Here is a 21,117-nt window from a genome sequence, read left to right as displayed (position 1 = left end):
GTCCTGGATGAGAACTGGGAAGTCGTCCAACTGTTCGTGCGCTGCAAGGCCCGCTGGATCACCGGCATGCACGCCCCGGTTTACGACGGCATTGAAGCGCGCGAGATCCAAGCCGCTGCCTGCCTCCAGGGCATTGCCCCGCACCTATTGCCAGACCTGATGCCATCGCTGGACGTGCTGATTGGCACCACGGCCATGGCCCATCGCGAAGCCTCGGATAGCCCGTGAACCCAACCGTCACCCTCCGCCTCGATGCCGACAACAGCCGCCTGGTGCCAGCCGTTCGGGCATCGGATGCCGAGCTCAAGCGCCTGGGGGCGACGGCAGGGACAACCGGCGACCAGGCACGGCGTGGTGCTGCCGGCATTTCCAGCATCGGCACGGCGGCGGATTCCACTGCTCGCCGTGTCTCTGCTGTGTCCAGCGCACTGGCATCGGCGCGGGCGACGGTGGCCACCTACATTGGCGCGCAGACGGCCGGTGCCCTCATTTCCGTTGCGGACAACTACGCCAACATTTCAGCGCGGCTCAAGCTGGCGACAGATGGACACAAGGCCTATGCCACCGCATCGGCCCAGGTGTTCAACATCTCCCAGCGCACCGCCACCGCGCTCGACAGTACCGCCACCCTCTACGCGCGCTTGTCGCAGTCCACCGCCGAGTATGGGATCACCCAGCAACGGCAGCTGGCGCTCACCGAGTCCATCAACAAGACGTTCGCTATCTCAGGCGCCAGCAACGTCGCCACCGCCAACACCATCGTCCAGCTCAGCCAGGCCCTGGCTGGGGGCGTGCTGCGCGCAGAGGAATTCAACTCTGTCGTGGAAAACTCGCCGCGTCTGGCCAAAGCGCTGGCCGACGGTATGGGCCTGTCGATGGGCGAGCTGCGCAAGCACGTCAACGACGGCAAGGTGACCGTCGATCAGATGGTGGCCGCGCTTGAGAACCAGTCCTCCGTCATCGCCGCCGAGTTTGAGCAGATCCCGCTCACGGTCGGGCGCGCCATGGAGCTGCTGCGCAACAGCGTCACGAAGTTTGTCGGCGAGTCCTCCCAGGAGCTGGGCGCCAGCGGCGGAATCGCCCAGGGCATCGCGTTCCTGGCCAACAACATGCAGCACCTGGACCAGATAGCCGGTGTCCTGGCCGTCGCCCTGGGAAGTCGCCTGGTCGTCAGCCTGGCCAGGGCTACCGCCGAGAAGATTACGGCCGCCGCCGCTTCGCGAGCGCTGGCCCGCGAGGAGCTGGCTGCAGCCCGTATTGCCGAGCAGCAGGCGGCAGGCCGCCTGTCGGCCGCTCGCGCCGGCATGAGCGTGGCAGGTGGCGTAGCCGCGGCTGAGCAGGCTCTGGCCGCCGCTCAGCTGCGCACCGCCGCTGCTGCCCAGGCCGCATCCGTTGCGCTCACCGCAAAGGCTGCCGCCATGCGAGGCCTCAACGTGGCGATGGGCGCGTTTGGTGGCCCTGCAGGCCTTGCGATCACCGCGCTGTCGCTATTCGTCGCTTGGGCGATGAACAGCAACCAGAAGGCACAGGAGCTGTCCAAAACCGTCACGGCCGGTTTCCAGCCCGCCATGCGGGTGCTGCAGGAGTTCAATCAGCAGACCGCGAACACATCATTCGCGGAGCTTTCAAGCACAGTTGAAACCATTGAGGCAGCTCGCAAAGAGATCAAGAACCTGGGCGATGAGTACGAACGCCTGGCGGCAACGCGCCGCTCGTTTGAGGCGCGTGATCGGGCGCTGCCGTTTGGATTCGACAAGGAGCTGGGGCGCGCGTCGGAAGCCATTGAGTCCGCGCGGCTCCGGCTGGACAACCTGACCAAGGGCTATGACAAGGCCATTTCGGTCTCGGCCAACATGGTGCTCAGCGCCGCAGGAGTTACCAACGCAACCAACGCGCAGCGCAGCTCGTTGGAACAGCTGCTGCGTCGGCAGGCGGACCAAGGGCAAACACTGGAGCAGACTCGTCCATTACTGCAGCGTTGGGCAGATGAGCAGCTCAACGTAGAGCAGCGCAACCGACTCAACGTTGCAAGTTTTGACGCGCTGGGAGCATCAGCAAAGAGCGCTGGCGCCGCGATCAAGGCTGCCCTCCAGTCGGTCAACGAAGGCCTGGATAAGCAGATCCAGAGCGTCCAGCTGGACCTGATCGAGAAGACGCAGGGCAAGGCAGCCCGCATGCGTGCGCAGTTCATCACGGAAAGCGCGCAGAAGGGCCTGGACCCGACCAGCTCCGACTATCAGCTGGCGCGAGCCAAGAACGAACAGCTCATCCAGCTCACCCTGACGCTGGACAAGCAGAATGCGGCCACCCGTGATCTGACGCGCACCCAGACCGAGGCCAAGCGCTCCGGCGAGCATGCCGCGCGCCTGGCAGAGCAGCAGGCCGATTCCCAGGCCAAGTACACCCGCCAGGCGGCGTTGGCTGCTGCCGAGCTCTCCGGGCCGATGGCGGCTGCCCAGGAGCAGCACAAGCAGCGTATTGCCGAGCTCGACCGCGAACTGGCCAAGCACCTCATCACCCAGGAGGCCTACGCCAGCCTGGTGAAGTCGTCAGCGGCCGAGTTGGCCAAGAATGCCGCCGAGGTCACCAAGCAGCAGCAGGCGCCCAAGGCATTGCTCGATACGCTGAGCGGCGAGGTGCAGCTGCTGGGCGTGGTCGGGATCGAGCGCGAGCGCCGCGCCCGCCAGCTGCGCAATGAGCAGGACATGCTCCAGGCGATCAACGAGGCCAACAAGGCCGGTGCCGGCATCAACGCAGAGGCAACCGCAGGCCTGATGGCCCAGGCACGGGCGTGGGCCAATGCCTCCATTCGCATCGAGCAGCAGACCGCCGACCTGGAGGAATGGGCCAACGTCGGAACGCGCGGTGTCGCGGATGTGGCCGATATGCTGGCCGATATGTTCAGCGGCGGGCTGGACAAGTCTGAGAGCTTCTTCAGCCGCCTCAAGGACATTTTCAAGCGTGGTTGGCGGGACATCGTGCGCACCATGCTTGAGCAGAACCTGGTGCGCCCGTTCCAGGATGCGCTCACTAACGCCATGAATGGCGCACTGGCTGGTGTCTCGCGTGGCCAAGCTGATGGCAACTGGTTGTCGAAGATCGCCGGCATGTTCGGTGGCGGCAACCAGGGCGGCGCGGGCTCGGGCTGGATGAGCAGTCTGGCCAACATGATCGGTGGCGGCCGCAACCTCACTGGCACCAACGCCATGCTGGCCGGTGGCGGCTGGCGTGCCGGGGTGGCTGCGCCAGGCAAGATGATGGGCTTTGGCAACAACGTCGGCGGTTTCATTGGCACCGGGGCTGCTGGTGGCGGCGCGGCGTCCGCATCCATGGCCGTGCCGATCATCGGCTGGGTGGTCGCGGCCATGATGAAGAATGCCGAGCTGTTCGATCAGGGCTGGGACATCGCCAATGGCGAAAGCTGGGCGGGCAAGATCGCCACCCTGGGCGCCGTGGGTCACGTCGATAAGATGGCGCGCAAGCTCGGCCTCAACGCCAAAGCCGCCTCCATTCTGTCTGGCTCCTCGATCCATGCTGCCCTGTTCGGCCGCAAGAAGCCGCAGATCCAGGCGCAGGGCCTGACTGGCTCGTATGGCTTCGACGGGTTCGCCGGCCAGTCCTATGCCGACATCAAGGCCAAGGGCGGCCTGTTCCGCAGCGACAAGAAGTGGACCGAGTATGGCCAGGTCGATACCACGATCACCGACGCTTTCAGCCAGGCCACTGGGCGCGCGCGTGCGGGCGTCATCAGCCTGGCCGAGCAGCTGGGCGTGGACATCAACAGCCAGCTGTCCTCCGTCCGCGTAGACCTCGGCAAGGTTCAGCTCGATGCGGACCCGGACAAGGCCCAGGCGCAGCTGGAGCAACTGATTACCGGCGCGGCCAAGAACCTGACCGGGCGCGGCGTGTCGATCCTCGGTTTCGGCGACTTCCTCAACAAGGGGTTTGAAGCCGGCGACGTGATGAACAGCCTGGCGGCGTCCATCGAGCTGATGACCGGCAGCGCCCAGGATCTGGGCCGTGCGCTCAATGCCCAGGAAATCGACCTGGTCAAGCGCACGACAACCATGTTCCAGCAGATGGCCAAGGCTGCCGGCACCACCATGGAGGAACAGGTCAAGGCGATCACTACTGCTGCCTCCTCCTACGGCAGCGTAGTGGGCAACGCGCAGCAAGAGATCGCTACCGATGGTTTCAGTGGCTTCGCCAAGTCGCTCCTGGCTGTGCGCCAGGAGGAGCAGGAGCGCATCCGCACGCTGCAGCAGCAGGCCAAGGCCCTGGGCGGCCTGGCAGCCCGCGAGCAGGATCTGGCCACCGTCCGCCAGGCCGCCCAGCTCAAGGCCGACGCACTGGCCAGGTCGCTGGAGTCGGAGCTGGTAGGCCTGGCGCTCAATCGCGTCAACGATGAAATCGAACGCCTGGGCGGTTCCATCGACGGGACCAGCAGCAAGCTGCAGGACTTCATCAACTCGCTCAAGCTGAGCAGCACGCTGTCGCCGGACACCGACACGCAGAAGCGCTCCACGGCCTCGGATCTGATGCAAAGCGCAGCCAGCGCCGGCAACCTGGAGAGCTTCACCCAGTACGCCCAGCAGTTCCTGGAAGTCAGCCGCAAACTCAATGCCAGCGGCCAGGGCTATCAGGTGGACTATGCCCAGGTGCTGGAGCTCGCCAAGCGCTTTGGCGGTGATGGCACGGCCGCGTCGCTGCAGCAGCTGTACGCGCAAAAGGCTGCCTTGGAACAGCAGCAGGAAGCTGCCGCCCGCCTGGAGCGCGCTCAGCGCATCGCCCAGGGCGTGGCCGATCTGGCTGGCGCCCGTGGCGGCGATCCGCTGGAGATCCTGCGCAACGTCACTGGCATCAGCGCTGAGGCGCTGGCCAAGGATCTGGGCCTGACCACGGACGAACTGGCCAAGTACCTGCAGAACCAGCAGACCGACATCACCGACCTGGCAGAAATCCTGTTCGATCTGCCCAAGCGCATCGCCCAGGAAATGGTCACGGTGCTGACCGACAGCCGCGTTCCAGTCCCGGCGTCGGCCGCGCCTGGCGGTGGCACCACGCCTGCAGCACCAGCTGCGCCAGCGGCGCCAGGGCGTGGCTACGCCGATCCTTCCTATGAGGTGCTGCTGCAGGTCCGCGACGGCATCCAGTCCCTGGCACGCCAGGGTGAACACAACGCTTTGATGGCGCTATGAACCGGAAAGTACTGCTCGTTGAAATCGGTGGCCAGGGCCTGCCTGCAATCACGCCTGTGACCCGGCAGCCCTCCAACTGGGTGGCGTCGGCCAAGCCCGCTGTTGTGGTTCCTCCGGCCGAAGGCGTGGAGACCAAGCCGGCAGCGGATAGCGTGACCATTACCTGGAACGCTTCGCCGCTGGCTGGTGCTGTCTATGTCCTCTGGCGCGCGGCCGATGCAGGTGGAAAGCCGGGCGAATGGAAGTACGTAACCAAAACCTCAGACACGCGCTACACCTACACCGAGGCCAGCGGTGTTGTGAGCTGGTGGAAGGTCACTGTCCAGGTCAACGGCGTGTCGTCTGCAGACTCCACGCCCAAGGCTCAGGCCCCGGTGGTGCCGCCGACCACGGCGGAGCTGGTCCAGCTGCAGGGCAAGGTGGACCAGGGCCTGCGTGACCTGGCACTGGCAGATGCTGCCGAGGCACAGCAGCGTATGGCGGACTTCCAGGCTGCGCAGGCACAGATCCTGGCAGAGAGTCAGAAGAGTGCGGCCGCAGTGGGTGAAGTGGCCAAGCGTGCAGAGGATCTGGCCACAAACCTGGCCAACGAAGAGCGCGCCCGTATTCAGAGCGCGCTGAACGAAAAAACCGAGCGCACCGCTGACATCAGCGCGGTAAACACGAAAGTCCAGAACGGCCTGGATTCGATGGCACGCTCTCTGGCCGAGGTCGCCGCAGGAAGCGGCACGCAGTTCGACTCTGCCGGCATCTGGCATTTCAACGCAGGACTGGAAGGTTGGACGGGTGTGTACGGCGCCCCGACTATCGCCGACGGCATGCTGCGGCCGATCAACACCACCAACAACTCAGGCATCCAGTCCCCGGCGCCGCTCAACATCGACGGCGCCGCCTATCGCTTCATCAAGCTGCGCATGCGCAAGGTGGGCAATCCCGCTTGGATGGGGTTGATTCGCTGGATCACTGAGGCCGATCGAGAGTGGAACGAAGCGAAGTCGCTTTCCATCCCGGTGCCGGCATTCGACGCCAACGGCATCGCCGTCCTGGACGTTGATCGGCTGCCCTGGAACGGCCCCTCACCTCTGCGTGCCATTCGCCTCGCACTGACGGGTGCGCAGACCGCCAGCGCCTACATCGAATACGACTGGATTGCCGTGGGCCGCCCGTCGCCTGGCGCATCCGTCGCCATGGTCCAGCAGGAGAGCGACGCGCGAACGGCCGCCTTGGCGGCTGAGGCTGGCCAGCGCAACACACTGGCCGTGCAAATGCGCGGCGACTACCCCGGCAACGATCCGGCGAAGCTGACGGGCGGCCTGGCCTACAACGAAATGAGGGCGCGTGTCGGCGCGGACGAAGCGCTCAGCCAGCGCCAGTCCGCCGTGGAGGTGCGTCTGCCTGCAGGAACAGGTGCGCTCGCGTCTGAGGCCAAGGTAAACACGGTCGAGCAGGCAAGCCTCACCCGCGACGAAGCCATCGGCCAACGTATTGACCAGGTCAATGCAACGTTGCCCGCGATGATTTCCCAGGGCGCCAACATGATCCTTAACGGCGGCTGGAACGCCGGCAAGGACGTGGGATGGACGTATCAGGGAGGCTCGCAGTTGGCCGGTGTTTCGTGGCCAGCCGCAGAGGGACGAAGCGGCAGCGCGGCACTGCGCATCGATGGCACGGGCTCCGCCCGTACAGCTGTTGCGCTTGCGAACGCAGGCATGACCATGGCCACCGGGCCTGCGAAGAAGTACCGCGTAAGTTGTTGGTACAAGACCAGCGCCACGTTCAACGGCACCGCAGGCGACTCCAAGCTCAGGCTTGCTGACCAAGCAGCCGCCTGGCTTGCAGATCGGCCGTTCCTCGCGAACAAGGCCGATTGGACGTACCTGGAGTTCGTCTATACCGTCCCTGCCGCCAACGTTCTAGGCCTGCGCCTCTCAGTGGCATGCAATAACACCGCTGGTACGCTATGGGTGGACGATGTCGCAGTTGAAGAGGTGACCGAGATCCTGGCAGTTGCCGATGGACTCAGCTCGCTGAGCGGAACCGTCACCCAGCAGGCGGGCACCATCAACGCGCAGTCGGACCTCATCAGTGCCCTGCGCACCGACGTGGACGGCAAGGCTACCAACGGCGCCCTCCAGGCTCTGCAGTCCCAGGTCACGCTCCAAGGCGGCACTATCACGAGCCTTGGCACAGCCATGACCAACGTTACTGCGTCGCTGGCAAATATTGGTGGCGACAATCTGCTGCCGAACAGCGGATTTGAAACCAGCAACGCCGAAAACAGCACTCTGCCGGATTGGTTCGCGTCCAACAGCATCGCGCAGACGGTGAGCTATGGCGCAGCCTATGCAGTGACCGGATCTGCGCGGGCCATCCAGATCGGTTCGACCAACGCCCTCACGGCTTCGGGTCAGTACATCGGCGTGGAAGTGGCGACTGCCAACAGGCCGAAGCCTGTACCAGGGGCAAAGTACACGCTGTCGGCGTGGGCATGCCGAATGACTGCCAACGTGGGCCGGATTCAGTTGTTGGTGCAGTGGTTGGACAACGCCAACGCAGGAATCGGACCGGCGCAGTACGCTCCGATTGTCGACATGACCGACGTAATGACTCGATACACCGGGACGTTCACAGCGCCTGCCAATGCTGTCAGCGTGCGCATCTTCATCCGCGCGGCCGGCACTGCGGCAGGGCAATGGCTGGCTATTGCGATTGACAACGTGATGTTCCAGCAGGGCGAGATAGCAACCAACTGGATGCCAAGCGCCACTGAGATTGCGGCCCAAACAACCGCCAATGCGAAGGCTAACAGTGCCCTGGACGCGCGCGTCACCAATGCCGAGGGACAGTTGCTGTCCCAAGGAACCGCGCTGACTGCAGTTCGAGCCGGCATTGGTAACGCCACGGTCTACGAAATCACCGCCAACGCGATCATCACCAGTCAGCCCACTGGAGGCCCTCGCTCGTCCGGAACGCGAAATGCAGCGGGCGGAACCATGGGCGGTGCCGGACGCGGCCTCAATATCCAGGTGGTCAACGCCGACAGCACCTTGGGGACCCGCCAGACCTTTGATACCTACGGCAACGGTGCATCGGCATGCGCCAGCTTCAACGACTGGTACGACAACGCCCTGGCTGAGAATCAGTATTTCATTCTATTCACCAGCGATCACACAGGGCCGCTGAGCAACGGCGTGGGCCCTGACATCGCGGGAGCCAGGGACCGTCTCGTTGATTCTGGCGCCTCCCGTCGCAACGTGGAAGCCCTGACCGGAACACGTATGTTCGTTCTGGTCGGGCGCAAGCGCGCTGGCGAGGGCGCTGCAATGCAGCGGCTGTCGCCCCCGGTCTCCACCGGGCGTGCCGACCAGTGGGTTGAGCTCATCGTGGAATTCGTCAACGGGCGCCCGCAGGGCAGCCTGGACGTATCCGCGCTGGAGCGGGCCACCCAGGCAAACGCGGCTGCAACCTCCAGCTTGGAGGCGCGCACCCTGGCGAATGAGAATAGCGTCGTTTCGCTGGGTCAGTCGCTCACCAGCGTCAATGCCAAGATCGATAGTATCGGCGGCGACAATCTGCTGCCGAACAGCAGCTATGAAGCCTCCCCAAGCGACACGTCAGATCCCACTGGCTGGCAGCGCGAAGGGAACATGGCGAACGTTGTGCTCAAGTACATTCCATCACCTTTGTCCGGTGGTGGTCGCGCGATCCGCCTGGAGGCGAATGCCACGGCAATCGGTCAGTACCTCGGCCTCGCTACGCGCAACGACAATGGGTGGGTTCCAGTTCGTCCCCGGACCCAGTACGTTCTCAGCAGCTACGTGCGCGCCACTGCGGGAACAGGGCTGCGCATGTACGTCCAGTGGCGCAACGCCGCAGGTGTCATCAAGGCAACGAGCACGATGCCCAACGTCGTTGCCACTGCTCAGTGGCAGCGTCTGGTGTTCCAAGCCGATACCACCGTTGACGATGTGGTGGAGGCTCGGCTGTTCGTAGGCCGAATGCACGCGACGGCCGTCCAGGGCGTTGCCATTGAGCTGGATAACGCGCTGTTCCAGGAAGGCACCGCAGCAACGGGCTGGGTGCCCAGTGGCAAGGAAACAGCAGCGGCGGCAGCGGCAAATTCTGCGGCGACGGCTGGCCTTACTTCGACCGTGACCCAGCAGGGACAGCAGCTGACCGCGCTGGGCCAGTCCGTCACTGGGGTCCAAGCCGAGATAGCAGGCAAGGCCAGTTCATCGGCCGTCCAGACGCTTGAGGCGAAGGTCAAGAACCAGGATGGCGCCGGCAACCTTCTTGGGAACACTCAGTTCACTGGTGGGCCTGGCACGGTGGGCTGGCCGAACATGTGGTCGCCCGATGGGGCAACTGGCACACAGAAGTATTTCGCTGCAGGCGCCGGGATCTCCGGCGGGGTTGACCCTGGTGTTCCCTACGGCATGAGGGCACTGATCGTAGCGGGCACCACCGCCGCCAATGGCACGGTGTTCGTTTGGCCCGCGAGTGATGCCCCCGTCGAGGCGGGAAAGACCTACGCGCTTTCCGTCTATGCGTCGGGACAGCGTGGGCGGCTCATTCTTGAATTTTTGGATGCCAACGGCGCCCAGGTTGGCTCTGCGGGCTCGCCTGCCACCGACTTGGCCGGAGGTGGGAATACCATCTCCTTGTATAGCCGCCTTTGGGTGAAGGCGGTTGCGCCGGCCAACGCCGTAAGGGCCCGCTGCATTCTCGTAAGCCATCACGTCAGCAATGCGCATTGGTTCGTCCGATGGCTGCGGCCAATGCTATCGATGGTGAACAAGGATGCGACCGAGCCACCGGAGTGGTCGGCAGGCGGCGCGGAGAGCAGTGCCAGGTTTGGTATCGCGCTCGATGTGGACGGCAACTTGGCCGGCTTGGAAATGGAGGCTAACGGTGACCGCAGCGAGATGCGCATTCTGTCCAAGATCCTGCGCATCATCAGCCCCGGAGCACCTGACGGCATGGAGCTGCAGGACGGGTACCTGCGCGTGTGGCGCGGCAATGTCCAGCGCATCATCGGCAACGGCTTCGGACCCGACGGATTGATTGACTACTTTGGCCCGAACGTCGGCGCAGCCGGTGCGACCAAGCGAAACGCAACCGTGTGGATGGACGTGAATGGTGGCGCGTACTGGGGCGGCGCCATTGCGGCAGGCATCCGCCGTAATGCGGCACAGTCAACAACCACGCAGACCATTGGCGTCTCTATCGTCGTTGGCCCGTTCAGCACCAGCGGCCGGAACAAGAACGTCGTTGTCAGCTATCAGCGAAGAGTAGTTCGAACCAATAGCCGAATGGACCGTCAGGGCTTCGTCGCAGGCGGAAACAGGAACGCCTGTGCGGTGAATGTCTACAGGAAGCTGGGCAACAACGCAGAGCAGTTCTGGACGAGTTTTGAAGCCAGTGGCGGCGTGTCGATTACGAACGAGTTTGATGGCCCTGATATGGCAATTTCGTTCTGGTCTGGATCGGTGACGTTGAACGATAGCGAAGGCACGCAAGATCGCACCTATCGTGCAGAGATCGTTGGGTTCAGCGAACAGGACGTGAGCCATCAGTCTGGAAGTTTCACCGGCCTGGACATTACCGCCAGCCTTTCCATCGTCTCCATTGAAGAGTGACCCGTCCGAGCGGCCGGGCAATGCCGCTCATCCATCAAGAGGAAACACCCATGCGCTTTGATGCTCGCCTGTATCTTCGCTCCGAGTCTGCTGACCAGCCCGGCGTGATGTTGCAGTTCCGTCCGGTCAGTCAGCCGAACATGCCGCAGATCAATCTCACGGTCGATACGGCCGACGCCGCCACGCTCAAAGTCGGTGCGGTCTACCGCTTTGAAGCAACTGAAGTTCCCCAGGAGGCTTGACTCGTCGTGCGTACCTTTGGCCGTTGGGCGTCGTCTCCGCTCGGTGCTGGTCTACTGGTAGAGGATGGCGGCTTGACCGTGGCCTCACCGGGGGCGGTTGTTCTTGCCCGCATCGCCAGGAGCACCTTTCCGCTTACCGGTCCTGCCGGCGCTGAGTTCATGCTGTGGGGCGACGATCCTCTCGCTGCGATTATCGGCCTCTGCAACGCCGCTGCGCCGCTGTCCTCCGAGTTGGGTGCGTCCAATGGAGTCGGCTGGAAGCTGCACACCGGCCAAGTGGTCCGCAACGGCGCTGTGATTGCCAGCGGCCTGCCAATCCCCCTCAAGGGTGAGGCGTTGGGGGTACGCGTGCTGCCTGGCACACCTGCGCAGGCTCAGTTCTATCGTGACGGCCAGCAGGTGGCCAGCGTTGATGTCTTAGCGGGTGGCCCGTATTACTTCGCTGCATCTATCGCTGCCACCAAGGCGCGCGGCCTTCGCTGTGTTGTGAACGCTGGCCAGTGGCAAGGGCTCAGCCCGGCCGCACTTGCGGGATGGGCCCAGGCTGCCGATCCGATCTCCACAATCCGCGTCGCAAGCGAAGACTACATGAGCGCTGCCAGCGACTCGCCAGCGAACACCGCGTTCGCTGGGATCATCGCCACCGAGGGCCTGAGTACGATCAGCGCGGTTTCGTTCTGGATGTGGAGCAATGAGTCGCGTGCCGGCAGCGCCCAGGTCCGCGTGCAGGACGCCGCAGGGATGCTGGATGCCACTGCGCTGTCCGCTATTCGTGACGTGCCAGTCACGGTGCGCCAGGTCGAGCAAGGCCAGTCGATGGCCAGTGCGGTGCCAGTCGCTCGCTATGTGCTGGATCGAATCGAGGTCGAAGACGACAGTTACAAGCGCCTGACGTTCAAGGACGCGCACAGTGACCTGGATGAGCCGCTGAGCAGGGCCGTATTTCTCCCGACCCACGGCGAGAGCATCGCCTGGCAGCCGCAGCCCGTGGTGATCGGGCTGGTGCGAAGCGTGCCGACCACGGCCGTAAACAGTGATGGTTCGCTGCAATGGATCTGCGATTCGCGCCTGCAATCAGTGATGAGTGTCCGTGACCGCGCAGTGGAACTGGTTGCCGGCACCGCGTACAGCCTGGTTGCTGGTGGACAGCAGCTCTCCCTGCAGTCGCCACCTCTCGGGCCGCTGACAGCTGACGTCTCGACCATCGGCGCGGACCGGCCGGCAACGCTTCAACAGGCGCTTTCAGACGTGTTCGGCCGTATTGGGAAAGCCGCATGGCAGAGCGCCGACGCGGTCGCCATCGATCAGGCTACGGGCTATGCCGGAGTGGGCTACTTTGCGGACGGCGACAGCACGCCGCGCGAGGCCTTGGCTGCGATCCTGGGCAGCTACTGCGCCGACTGGTGGCAGGATGGGGATGGCGTGCTGCGCCTGGCGCGATTGATCGACCCTGAGAGCGTTGCCGATGCGAACCTGGCATTCGAGCTCGACCTGGTCGAGCTCGCCGCTCCGCTGGTTGTGATGCCGGATCTGGCCCCCGGCCTCACCCGACGCATGGGCTATCGACCCAACGCGGTAGTCCTGGCTGACGGCGACATGGCCACTGGCCTGGATCAGGTGCCGCCCAGCATCCGCAAGGAACTGTCTGCCAGCCACCGTGGCCAGGTCTACGCCACCGGGGATCTGCCTGCCTGCTACCAGCACGCGGAGGCCGCGCCAGCGGTGGAGTCATGTTTCGATAGCCGCGCTGACGCTCAGGCGGAGATTGATCGTGTCGTGAAGCTCTACGCAGTGCCCCGCAACTTCTACGCCGGCCGGATGACCGCGCGGCCTGACCTGCAGCTGCGACCGGGCCAGGTCGGGCGCATCCGCTACCCGCGCTATGGCCTCGCAGCCGGTCGAAAGGTGATCGTCACGGCGGTGACCAGCAACCCCATCACTGGCGAACAGACCCTTAAATTCTGGGGCGCATAAGGACTGCCACATGCTTATCGGATTCTCCCCTGCAGGCGTGACCGCTGCCGTTGATGGCGCCACTGTCGCAAACCCCGCCGCCTTGACCGATGGGCGGCCCACAAGCATTGCTCGGCTCAGCGGCGGTACGTCGGCCGTCCGGCTGCGGTTGACCTGGCCAGCGGCCGCTGGCGTCCGTGTCGTTGGCATGCTCGGCTTGTCCTGCCCGGTCGGCACCTCCCTCAAGCTCACAGGGCGCAAGGCTGGTGATGCTACGTATGGCCAAGCCCTCGGTGGCACCTCGCTCAACCAAAAGGTGGTCGAGCTGGTGGACGGCAGCCGCGCGGCCTGGTGGGTGCTTCCAGCGGGCACTGTGGCCCTCGTGGGTATCCAGGTGGAGATTGGGGTGGCGGGCCTGGACGTGGGCGAGCTGTTCGCCCACCAGGCGGTAGACCTACCGATTGAGCCCGGCTCAGAGACTGAGCGCATCGATCCCAGCATTGTGGAGCGCACCCTGGGCGCAGGCGTCAACGTGGTGGCTCGGCGCACCTACCGGCGCCTCCGCTTTACCCCTCAGACCGACCGCCTGCAGATCGCCCGCCAGGGCGGCCTGGGGGGCGGGATGGACTGGGAGCGACTGGCCATGGCGGCCGCAGGTGGCGCGCGGATGTCGCTGGTGCCGCGTTGGGGGAGGGATGGCGCCCTGGACACGGAGGAGCTCCATCGGACGGCACTGTATGGCACGGTGGTGGCCGGGTCCGCTGGGCACGCTGGTGGCAACCAGTTCCGCAGTGGCGGGTGGGTGGCCGATGAGCTCCCCCCGATTTGAGCCCCGCTTGAAGCGGGGTTCTAACCCTGTTTGAGGGGCTATCGAACGGTCAGGGAAAAGGGGCTCACAGGGACGATTCGCCCTTGACTGGCCGGAGCTGGGGATTCTGCAAACCCCGTGTCCCGATTTCGCAGAGTGACTGTCCGCTTACACCCATGTGTACTGCGCCTCATGCCATAGATGCAAATGATTCTCTTTTGCTGTAAGGTGCAGCCGCTGCCCTTGCCGCCGCGGGCTGTTCCCTTTCCCAGTTGTCGCCCGCCCCGTGTCCACGCCTGTCGAACCGACGGATGTCGCGCAGCTGTGCGCAGCCCATTACCGGCCGCTGCACGCCCATGTCCGCCGCAAACTCCCGCAACGCAGCGACGCTGATGACGTCGTCCAGGAAACCTGGCTGCGTGTCGTCAAAGTCGCCACCAGTGGCCTGCTGGGCAATGGCCGCGCCTATCTGTACCGCGTCGCCCACAACCTGATCGCCGATCACTACCGGCAACGCCAGCGCCGTCGCGAAGAGGTGCTGGATGACACGCAGTTGAATGCCATCGCCGATCCTGCGCCCCTGCCCGAGCAGCGACTGCTCGACGCCGAACAACTGCGCCACCTCGACGCGATCATCGCCGCGCTGCCGCCACGCTCGCGCCAGGTGTTCCTGCTGGCCCGTGTGGAACAGTTGGCGCTGGCCGAGATCGGGCGCCAGCTGGGGATCAGCCGGCAGACCGCGCACGGCCATCTGCTGCGCGCCCTGGTCGCATTGCAGCAGGTGCCGGGCGCATGAGCCAGGAGACCATTGCACGCGAAGCTGCACGCTGGTGGCTGGATGCGCACGACGGTGACCGCGATGAGAACGCGTTCGAGCAATGGTGCCGGGCCGATCCACGCCATGCGGCGCAGTACCTGCACCTGCAGGAGTTGTGGCAGGCCGGTGCGGCGACGCCCAGCCTGCAGCGGCAACAGCAGCGCAGGCAACGCCGTCGCCTGCGCGAAGCCGGCATTGCGGTTCTGTTGCTGTGCGCGCTGGGTCTCTACAGCCGCCATGCCTCGCCACCCGTGGCACAGGTACTGCGTACGGCCGCTGGCGAGATCCGCGAGGAAACTCTTCCGGATGGTTCGCATGTCCTGCTGTCACCTGGCAGCGAAGTGAAGGTGCGCATCGATGGGCAGCGCCGCCAGCTCCAGCTGCAGCGCGGCCAGGCCTGGTTCCAGGTCGCCGCCGATGCCGACCGGCCATTCCAGGTGCATACCCCACAGGGCACCGTCACTGCACTGGGGACCGCATTCGATCTTGCCGTGCAGGGCAACAGCAGTGTGGTCACCGTTACCGAGCATCGCGTGCGCGTGGACAGCGGCAACGTCAGCATGCTGGCCGACGACGGCGAGCAGCTGCGCTTCGATGGGCAGGCAACAGCCCATGCAACAACGGCTGCCCCCGGAACATTGGCCTGGCGCGAGCGGCGCCTGCACTGGGTCTCGGCCCCGCTGGCCGACGTCACGCAGGGCCTGGACCGCTGGCATGGCGGGCATACGTGGGTCGTCGGCGAGCAGCTGCGCCAGCAGCCGGTCACCCTGCTCGGCAGTGCCGACGGTGCAGCCAGCAATCGCGACCAGCTGGCCACGCAACTGCAGGTGCGCGTGCTGCGCCTCGGCGCGGGCATACAGGTGTGGCTGCCGCCACGCAGGGAGCAGCGTGATGGACCCTGACATCCGGCCTGCGACTGCGTCTACCCAGGATGACGACGTTCTGCGTCAGCCCCTGGAGCCCCCGATGCTGTGCCCCCGCCCCCTTGTCCTTGCCCTGTCGCTGGCCTGCACCAGCGCCCTTCCGCTGCTGCCCGGCAGTGCCCACGCACAGACCGCCACACGCACCTACGATCTGCCCGCCCAGCCGCTGGCGGCCGCGCTGGACGCCTACAGCCGGCTGACCGGTGTCGACCTGGTGATCGGCGCGGCGCTGCCTGCCGGGCATTCGGCCCCTGCTCTGCGCGGTGACTTCGACGATGCGCAGGCCCTGTCACGCCTGCTGGCAGGCAGCGGCCTGCGACCGCGCTTCGTCGATGCGCGCCGCGCCGCCCTGGAACCGGCGCCGGCTGAACGCATCGATGGCAGCCGTCGCACCGGCCCGCTGCGGGTGCAGGGCACTACCGCGCACGGCCAGGCACCGGGGGCCGGCGCCAGCCAGTATGTACCGGCCATCCGCGATGGCTTTGCGCCCTCGGTCGGCAGCGAACGCGTGGCGATGGCCGAACGCCAGGAAGGCAACAGCCTGCTGCGCTCGATGCCCGGCACCCACAGCTTCCATTCGCGCAGCCAGCCGGGCCTGCAGGTCAACATCCGCGGCATGACCGGTGCCGGCCGGGTCAACACCATGATCGACGGTGTCACCCAGACCTTCCGCAACAATGCCGGGCATGGTTCGGGCGGTCCGTTCGCCTATGTCGATCCCTTCCTGCTGGCCGGTGTGGACGTGCAGCGCGGTGCGGTCGCTGGCGGTGACGGCGCTGGTACGCTGGCCGGCAGTGCCAACTTCCGCACCCTGGATATCGACGATCTGCTGGGTGAGGGCCGTGACTGGGGCCTGCGCGCCGGCTATCGCCATGGCAACAACGGCTATGGCAACGGCCGCACCTTCGCCGGTGCATGGCGCCACAGCGAAGAAGGTGGCGACCGTCAGTTCGGCCTGCTGGCCGCCGCCAGCAGCAGCCGCAGCAGCGAATACGCGACCGCGCGTGGGCAGAAGAACAACGCCGACCCCGGTAGCCAGCAGCCCAGCAGCTGGCTGCTGAAAGCACGCCTGCAGCCCAGCGACCAGCATCGGCTCGACCTGAGCCACATGCGTTACGAAAACGACTTCTACCACAACTACCCGTGGCAGATTTCCGCGCGCAACCAGCGCGCCAGCTACCACTACACGCCCTATTCGCCATGGATCGACCTGCGCGCGACCTTCGCGAGCAACAAGACCCGGCTGTTCTATCCGCCGGTGGAAGATTCAAGCTACATCGGCCGCCGCACCCACAGCAGCCTGAGCAGCTGGACCCTCGACAACACCAGTCGCTTCGACATCGGCGCACTGCAGGCGCGCTGGAACACCGGCATCAAGCACCAGTCGGACATCTATGTGGCCGATACGCCCATCCTGCGCGGTGCCAACCCGCAGGGTCGCAGCCAGCTGGACAGCGTGTTCAGCACGCTGGAACTGCAGTACGACATCTACGCGCTGACTGCCGGCCTGCGCCAGGACCGCTTCGGCATCCGTGGCCACATCCCGGTGTGCTCGGATGTACCCGGCCAATGCGCGGAGATCAATGGCGGCGACATCGACGTGCGGCGCAGCGAGCGCGCACTCAGCCCGAGCCTGGCGGTTTCACTGCAGGCCACTGACTGGCTGCAGCTGTTTGCCGAGGTCTCGCGCACATCACGGCCGCCGCGCGTGCAGGAGATGTTCTTCGAGAAGATCCCGCTGGAGGACGCCAGCGTCGCCGACGGCATCGGCGCCAATCCGTTCCTGCGCCGCGAGCGCTCGCGCAACCTGCAGTTCGGCGCCAACCTCAGCATCGACTCGCTGCTGGTCGACGGTGACCTGGCACAGCTGCGCATCACCCGCTTCGACAACCGCATCCGCGACTACATCAAGCCGCAGTACCTGCTGATCGTGCATCCGCCGGAAGTGGAACCGCTGGTGGTGCCGATCGACAGCGATCCGCAGCTCAATGCCTGGACCGATGTGCTGGATGCAGACGACTTCACCGCCACGACCCGCTGGATGAACCATCCCGGCGTCGTGCGCATGCGCGGCATCGAGCTGGAGGCGCATTACGCCAGCGAGCACTACCACGCCACGCTCAGCTGGACCCGCTCGCGCACCAGCGCACCGGCCATCGAGTTCGTCAACCTGGAAGACATCACCGCCCTGCCGGACCGCTATTGGACCCTGGACGTAGGCGGCCGCTGGTGGCAGCAGCGCGTGCAGGCCGGCCTGCGCGCCGCGTACTCCGGGCCCACCGAGGAAGGTTACGACTTCTTCCAGACCCGCAAGACCGGCGGCACTGGCGTGCTGCTGGACTTCTACGCGAGCTTCAAGCCCCAGGCCAACACCACGCTGTGGCTGAACATCGAAAACCTGCAGAACAAGGCCTATGACAACAATGCCTCGATCGACAGCATCTTCAGCCCGATCCTGGACCGCGGCAACGGCCGTGGCCGCACCGTCTCGATGGGCGTCAATGTGGCGTTCTAGCCGTCGCTGGCTGCCCGTATGCCTGCTCGCGCTGGCCGCGGTGGCTGGCGCGCAGCCGGTGCCCGGCACAGTGATCGACCTGGCCACTGGCCAGCACCTGGACGAAGCCGCATTCGTGACACGCGCGGCGGACGCCCAGCGGCTGTTGCTGGGTGAACGCCATGATCTCGCCGGAGACCACGCCGCCCAGCGCTGGCTGCTGCAGGCCCTGCAGCGGCAGCGCCCGCAAGGTTCACTGGTGCTGGAAATGATCGCCAGCGAGCGCCAGCCACGCCTGCAGCGCGTGCAGCGCTGGCTGGCCAAGGGCAACCAGGCCGAAGGTGCACGCCTGCGGGAACTGCTGGACTGGGATACGCGCTGGCCGTGGGCCGCGTATGGCGGCCTGGTACGGGAGGCTGCCGATGCAGGCACGCCATTGTTCGGCGGCAACCTGTCGCGTGCCGAGGTCAACGCGCTGCTGGCCTCGACCGAGGGCGTGCGATTCCCGGTGGCCGCTGCCCGCCAGCGCCTGTCGGCGGTGGTGCTGGCCCAGCACGCAGACGCGGCACCGATGCTGGAAGGGATGCTGGCCGTGCAACAGGCCCGCGATACGCGCATGGCGCGGGTGCTGCTCGATGCGCCCGTGCCAGCACTGCTGGTAGCAGGTCGCTGGCATGTACTGCGCGGTACCGGGGTACCGGGCTACCTGTCACCGGATACGCCTGCGCTGGTGATTGCATTGGCTTCACCGGGTGAAACCGTCGATGCAGCTGATGCCGATCTGCTGTGGGTGCTGGACGATGAGTGAGCGTGGCCAACACTGGCAGGCGATCGCGATCACCGTCGTCCTGCATCTGCTGCCACTGCTGCTGTTGGTGCACTGGGTCGCGATGCCGCCGATGCCGCCGCCGCCGGAGCAGGACGTGCGCATCAGCCTGCGCCTGCTGGCACCGGCCACGCCGCCGCAACCGGTGGAGGAACGCCAGGCCGAGACCCCCAGCCAGGCGCAGCAGGCCCGCGCCTCGCAGCCCACGAAGTCGCCGCCGCCACCCAAGCCTACGGCGGCGCGCGAGGGAGAGCTGGCCGCCAGCGAAACGGGTGGGACGGGCCGCCAGCCACTGCCAGTCGCCCCGCCTGCGGCCGCGACCGATGCAAGTCCCGCACCGGCATCGATCACGGCCGCGCCGCCCGCTCCAGACGCGCCACCGGCAGACTTCCAGGCCGGCGCCGCCAGCGACCAGTGGGAAGCCCGCCTGATGGCGCGGCTGGAGCGTTACCGCTACTACCCTGCCGCCGCGCGCTCGCGCCGTCAGCAGGGCACTGCGTGGGTCAGGGCCAGCATCGACCGCGAAGGTCGCCTGCTGGCGCTGCGGCTGGAGCAGTCCAGTGGCCAGCCGATGCTCGATGACGCCGCGCTGCAGACCTTCCGTCGCGCGCAGCCGCTGCCGCCCATTCCCGATGAACTGAAGGCACCGCAGGAGCTGGTGGTGCCGGTGGAGTACTACCTGCGCTAGGCGGCATAAGCCTCCGCCTCGATCTCGAACAGCATGCCGTCCAGCGCCAGCCGCGGCACCGGGATCAGCGTGCAGGTGGGCGCGGCGCGGTTCGGCCAGCGCCGCCGCACCTGATGGGCGATGATGCCCAGCCGGTCTTCGTCGTGGTCCACCACCAGGATGCGCAACCGCGCCACATCAGCCAGGCTTGCCTGCGCCGAGCGCAGCGCGGTCTGCAGGTTGTCCAGCGCCTGCCCGACCTGGTCTTCGAAACTGGGCGAGAGACGGCCCTGGGCATCTTCACCGCCCTGCCCGGCGACATGGATCACCCGTGCCGGCAGGCGCACCACCGCCACGTGGGAGTAGCCGTTCGCGGAAGGGTCGTAGAGGCCGGGAGGATTGAACAGCTCCAGCAGGCCATGGCTGAGGTCCGGTGTGGTCAGCAGGTTCATGCCGCGCGCCTCGTGGGGGTTGCAGGCAGTCTGTGACCTCAACCCAGGTTGAGGTCAAACGGATCCGGTGCAACAGACCGGTCTGCCACGCGCAACGATCGCCGACGTGTAGAGCCGAGCCCGTGCCCGGCTGCGCTGCGCGAATGGCAGCCGAGCATGGGCTCGGCTCTACCGTTCCCCGCTCACGTCCACGCCGGGTCTGCCGTGAAATCGATGGTCAGCCAGAACGTGCTGCCACGCGCATCCAGCCGCACCGCGATCTCATCGCGCATCGCATCAACCTCGCCCACCGACCCCAGCGGCGTACCCGGGTCGGCCAGCACATGGATCTCGATGAAGCGCATCCGCCCCATCTTCGCCACGTGACTGGTAAAACCGGCATAACCGCGCTCGGCCACGAATGCCTGCATCACCTGCTGTACGCGCCGGTCCAGATCATCCGGCGCCACCTGCAGTACTTCACGCATGGCCTTCCACGCGCTGCGCGCCGGCACCGGCAGCACCGCCAGGCTGATCAACGCCAGCACGATCGAATCCAGGTACGGCACCCAGTGGTGCCATTCGCCCCCCTGCAGGGCCAGGGCCAGTACGAAGGCCAGTACCACCGCCAGGCTCATCAACCCACCCAGCAGCCAGCCACGCACGTCCAGCCACAACAGCGCCGAGCGCAGATGCCGCGCTCGTTGGGCGACAAACAGCGCCATCGCCAGGTTGCTGGCACTCAGCAGTGCCGCCCACCACAGCGCGGGCCCGAATTTCACTTCATGCCCGCCCGTGGTCAAGCCAATCACCGCGTTGGCCAGCGCATACACGCAGGCCAGCGACAGGATCACCCCACCGAGTGCCTCGACCATTGGCTCCAGGTGCCAGTAGCCGTACTGGAAGCGCGGGCTCTGCTCCCGCGCCACCAGCCGCAGCACCGACAACGACACCAGGGTCAGCGCGACGTCGACCAGGCTGTACACGCCATCGAACAGGATGGCCTGCGATCCCACCAGCAGGCCACCGCCGAAGCCGACCGTGCTCACCGCCAGGGTGACCCCGATGGAGAACTTCAGGATGCGTTGCTCGCGCGCGGTATCCATCGTCCGCCGAACG

The 21,117-nt window shown here is 65.8% G+C and carries 13 protein-coding genes; 11 read left to right on the top strand and 2 right to left on the bottom strand.

What is annotated here, in order from left to right; translation table 11 throughout:
- Positions 1 to 66: 66 nt before the first annotated feature.
- From N5D45_RS13790 to N5D45_RS13740, 11 genes are all read left to right on the top strand, one after another.
- Positions 67 to 228: a hypothetical protein gene (locus N5D45_RS13790; RefSeq protein WP_311069193.1), complete on the top strand. Its 162-nt coding sequence runs from the start codon at positions 67 to 69 to the stop codon at positions 226 to 228.
- The gene (locus N5D45_RS13785; protein WP_279939111.1) at positions 225 to 5,198 is read left to right on the top strand and encodes a tape measure protein; all 4,974 of its coding nucleotides are present in this window, start codon (positions 225 to 227) and stop codon (positions 5,196 to 5,198) included. Before N5D45_RS13790 ends, N5D45_RS13785 begins: the two co-directional genes overlap by 4 nt.
- Positions 5,195 to 10,837 carry a hypothetical protein gene (locus tag N5D45_RS13780; protein ID WP_279939110.1) on the top strand — a complete coding sequence of 1,881 codons (5,643 nt, stop codon included), beginning with the start codon at positions 5,195 to 5,197 and terminating at the stop codon, positions 10,835 to 10,837. Before N5D45_RS13785 ends, N5D45_RS13780 begins: the two co-directional genes overlap by 4 nt.
- Positions 10,838 to 10,887: 50 nt before the next feature.
- Positions 10,888 to 11,079: a hypothetical protein gene (locus N5D45_RS13775; RefSeq protein WP_128987833.1), complete on the top strand. Its 192-nt coding sequence runs from the start codon at positions 10,888 to 10,890 to the stop codon at positions 11,077 to 11,079.
- A 72-nt stretch (positions 11,080 to 11,151) separates the two neighbouring features.
- Positions 11,152 to 13,053, top strand: coding sequence for a hypothetical protein (locus N5D45_RS13770; protein WP_279939108.1), 1,902 nt, complete (start codon positions 11,152 to 11,154; stop codon positions 13,051 to 13,053).
- A gap of 10 nt (positions 13,054 to 13,063) precedes the next feature.
- On the top strand, positions 13,064 to 13,861 hold the full coding sequence (locus tag N5D45_RS13765) for a hypothetical protein (RefSeq protein ID WP_128987831.1): 798 nt from the start codon (positions 13,064 to 13,066) through the stop codon (positions 13,859 to 13,861).
- Between the two features lie 265 nt (positions 13,862 to 14,126).
- Entirely contained in the window at positions 14,127 to 14,636 is a 510-nt protein-coding gene (locus N5D45_RS13760; RefSeq protein WP_019336455.1) for an RNA polymerase sigma factor, read from the top strand.
- On the top strand, positions 14,633 to 15,559 hold the full coding sequence (locus N5D45_RS13755; protein WP_010485002.1) for a FecR domain-containing protein: 927 nt from the start codon (positions 14,633 to 14,635) through the stop codon (positions 15,557 to 15,559). The genes N5D45_RS13760 and N5D45_RS13755 overlap by 4 nt, the downstream gene beginning before the upstream one ends.
- 64 nt (positions 15,560 to 15,623) lie before the next feature.
- Positions 15,624 to 18,095 carry a TonB-dependent receptor gene (locus N5D45_RS13750; RefSeq protein ID WP_279939106.1) on the top strand — a complete coding sequence of 824 codons (2,472 nt, stop codon included), beginning with the start codon at positions 15,624 to 15,626 and terminating at the stop codon, positions 18,093 to 18,095.
- Positions 18,082 to 18,882 (top strand): ChaN family lipoprotein, encoded by an 801-nt coding sequence (locus N5D45_RS13745; protein WP_057504131.1) that lies wholly within the window; start codon positions 18,082 to 18,084, stop codon positions 18,880 to 18,882. The genes N5D45_RS13750 and N5D45_RS13745 overlap by 14 nt, the downstream gene beginning before the upstream one ends.
- Positions 18,875 to 19,588, top strand: coding sequence for an energy transducer TonB (locus N5D45_RS13740; protein ID WP_197656355.1), 714 nt, complete (start codon positions 18,875 to 18,877; stop codon positions 19,586 to 19,588). The genes N5D45_RS13745 and N5D45_RS13740 overlap by 8 nt, the downstream gene beginning before the upstream one ends.
- Here the strand turns inward: N5D45_RS13740 and N5D45_RS13735 are convergent.
- The gene (locus tag N5D45_RS13735) at positions 19,585 to 20,019 is read right to left on the bottom strand and encodes a Rid family hydrolase (protein WP_010484993.1); all 435 of its coding nucleotides are present in this window, start codon (positions 20,017 to 20,019) and stop codon (positions 19,585 to 19,587) included. The two genes, N5D45_RS13740 and N5D45_RS13735, sit on opposite strands and share 4 nt — an antisense overlap.
- 182 nt (positions 20,020 to 20,201) lie before the next feature.
- A complete protein-coding gene (locus N5D45_RS13730) occupies positions 20,202 to 21,104 on the bottom strand; it encodes a cation diffusion facilitator family transporter (RefSeq protein ID WP_010484991.1) in 903 nt (300 codons plus the stop codon).
- Positions 21,105 to 21,117: the final 13 nt, after the last annotated feature.

Source organism: Stenotrophomonas sp. GD03819 (assembly GCF_029841665.1).
GTDB lineage: Bacteria > Pseudomonadota > Gammaproteobacteria > Xanthomonadales > Xanthomonadaceae > Stenotrophomonas > Stenotrophomonas geniculata.
Note: the sequence above shows the minus strand (reverse complement) of the source record. Positions and strands in the feature narration are given on the sequence as shown.